Source organism: Nostoc cf. edaphicum LEGE 07299 (genome assembly GCF_015207245.1).
In the GTDB taxonomy this organism is placed as follows: domain Bacteria; phylum Cyanobacteriota; class Cyanobacteriia; order Cyanobacteriales; family Nostocaceae; genus Nostoc; species Nostoc edaphicum_B.
The window spans coordinates 1-2,923 of sequence record NZ_JADEXF010000862.1; the positions used below are offsets into that span (position 1 = coordinate 1).

Annotated in this window: 3 protein-coding genes; all 3 read left to right on the forward strand. The window is 43.8% G+C overall.

Annotated elements, in window-relative coordinates; all coding sequences use genetic code 11:
- Window positions 1-344: 344 nt before the first annotated feature.
- The gene (gene ilvD, locus IQ229_RS21830; RefSeq protein WP_194047329.1) at window positions 345-2,030 is read left to right on the forward strand and encodes a dihydroxy-acid dehydratase; all 1,686 of its coding nucleotides are present in this window, start codon (window positions 345-347) and stop codon (window positions 2,028-2,030) included.
- Between the two features lie 270 nt (window positions 2,031-2,300).
- On the forward strand, window positions 2,301-2,678 hold the full coding sequence (locus IQ229_RS21835) for a hypothetical protein (protein WP_194047331.1): 378 nt from the start codon (window positions 2,301-2,303) through the stop codon (window positions 2,676-2,678).
- 31 nt (window positions 2,679-2,709) lie between these two features.
- The coding region (locus IQ229_RS21840) for a caspase family protein (protein ID WP_194047333.1) at window positions 2,710-2,923 on the forward strand (214 nt) is incomplete at its 3' end.

Genomic DNA, 2,923 nt, shown 5'->3' on the forward strand with positions numbered 1-2,923 from the left:
TATTGTACTAGTACCGCAAAGCGGAAGTCAAAAGTTAACACTGAGCGAAGTCGAAGTGTCAAAAGTCAAAAGAATAATTATATTCCAAGCTCTTGGTCATTTGAAATGGTATGCTTTTTTACGCCATTCAGTAGTAGTATTTCCCGCACTCTAGATGCCTAACACACAAGAATCATCCTTATTTTATACAAACGCTTAGATGAAGATTTATTCTAATTAGGGCTGACCAAAAGACACGGTGAAACATAGAGAATTACTCATATTCGATCGCACCGCCCAGGCATGAGAAAATCATCAGGTAATACAATCGCAACTGTTGCGATAATGGCACGGAAGGAAAAAAGATGTCGGAGAATTTGAGAAGCCAAATTGTGACGCAAGGGGTGCAGCGATCGCCTAATCGAGCTATGCTGCGTGCAGTTGGTTTTAAAGATGAAGATTTCAATAAAGCTATTGTGGGCATTGCCAATGGCTACAGTACAATCACTCCCTGTAATATGGGAATAAATCAACTGGCGCAAAGAGCAGAGATTGGGATTAAAACTGCTGGAGCGATGCCGCAAGTGTTCGGTACAATTACCATTAGCGATGGGATTTCGATGGGAACTGAAGGGATGAAATATTCCCTAGTGTCACGAGAAGTGATTGCCGATTCCATTGAAACCGCCTGTACTGGACAAAGTATGGATGGTGTGCTGGCTATTGGCGGTTGTGACAAAAATATGCCAGGGGCAATGCTGGCGATGGCTCGGATGAATATCCCAGCTATCTTTGTTTACGGTGGCACAATTAAACCCGGTCACTATAACGGACGCGATTTAACTGTTGTCAGTTCTTTTGAAGCTGTTGGTCAATACAGTGCTGGAAAAATTGACGAAAAGGAATTATTAGAGGTTGAAGGTAGAGCTTGTCCGGGTGCTGGTTCCTGTGGGGGAATGTTCACGGCTAACACCATGTCTTCAGCATTTGAAGCGCTGGGGATGAGTTTACCCTATTCTTCGACAATGGCGGCAGAAGATGCCGAAAAAGCCGACAGCACCGAAAAATCAGCATTTGTCTTAGTTGAAGCCATTCGCAAACAAATATTACCCCGCCAAATTATCACCCGCAAATCAATAGAGAATGCCATCTCTGTGATTATGGCAGTCGGTGGTTCGACCAATGCAGTACTGCACTTTTTAGCGATCGCCCGCGCCGCTGAGGTAGATTTAACAATAGATGACTTTGAAACTATCCGCGCTCGCGTTCCCGTTTTGTGCGATCTGAAACCAAGTGGTAAATATGTCGCTACAGATTTGCACAAAGCTGGTGGCATTCCGCAAGTAATGAAGATGTTACTTGTACATGATTTATTACACGGTGATAGCCTCACCATCAGCGGTCAAACTATTGCAGAGATATTAGCAGACATACCAGAAGAACCATCTGCCAATCAAGATGTGATTCGTCCTTGGAATAACCCGATGTATCCTCAAGGACATTTAGCCATTCTCAGAGGTAATTTGGCAACGGAAGGGGCTGTCGCCAAAATTACTGGGGTGAAAAAACCAGTAATTACTGGGCCTGCACGGGTGTTTGAATCGGAAGAAGCCTCTTTAGATGCAATTTTGGCTGGTAAGATTCAAGCTGGTGATATTCTCATAATCCGCTACGAAGGGCCTAAAGGCGGCCCTGGAATGCGGGAAATGTTGGCTCCCACCTCAGCAATTATCGGTGCTGGATTGGGTGATGCGGTGGGATTAATTACCGACGGACGTTTTTCTGGCGGTACTTACGGTATGGTAGTTGGTCATGTTGCTCCAGAAGCAGCAGTTGGTGGGGCGATCGCGCTTGTAGAAGAAGGCGATAGTATTACTATTGATGCACCAGCTCGTTTATTGCAGTTGAATATATCTGAAGAAGAACTGGCCCGTCGTCGTGCTAACTGGCAACCTCCGGCTCCGCGTTACACTAAAGGCGTGTTGGCGAAATATGCCTTTTTGGTATCTTCTAGCAGTATTGGTGCTGTGACAGATTTGGACTTGTTTTAAATGAGCTAAATAAAACTTACGCACAAAAAATCCCCCAACCCCCTTAAAAAGGGGGCTTTTAATTCTCCTGCATTTTAAAGGGAATGCGTGAAGCGCACGCTACGCGAACGAGGTTTCAGGTTTTCACTGCGTAAGTCTTGCTAAATTTTATGAATTTTTGTAAAAATATTGAGAAGTTTCAGGAAATTTACATAGCAGTTATGATGTCAATAGAGAAATCACGCAAATATAGTTGACACTCAACTGCTAAAAAACCGAAAAGGGTACAAAATGAGTTCTGAATCTAACGTCAAACTGACTATCGCTCTTTCTAATCCAGACTTAGATGCAGAGGAGCAAGAACGCGAAACACGAAATCTGCTGCGAGAAATCAAAGACTTAGATGTAGAAAGTGCTGAACTTGTAGCAGTTAGAGAAATACCCGAAGGCTCAAAGGCGTTAGGAGGTTTTCTGCTAGGGGTATTGCAGGCCGAGGTGAGTATTGCCAATTTTAAGAAAGTATTGGGATTTTTGCGCGATCGCTTGGGTAACAAAACTATTGAGTTGGAAGTTGAGGCTAACGGTAAAAAACTCAAGGTTAAAGCCAGCAGCCAGCAAGAACTAATGATTGCGATCGCAGCAGCAGAAAAATTTATAGCGCCAAGCTGAGAAATGCCATAACAAGAAAGAGGATAGGGACATGACGAAGGTAGCACTCCTAATAGGAATTAGTGATTATAAGGATGGTCTTAACCCATTACCAGCTTCAGTAAAGGATATGCAAGCGATCGCCAAAGTTTTGCAGCATCCAGAAATGGGTGATTTTGCCCAAACAGATATCCAAAAACTGGAGAATCCCGATCCTCAGAAAATGCAGGAAGCGATCGAAACGCTGTTTAGCGATCGTCAAAAAG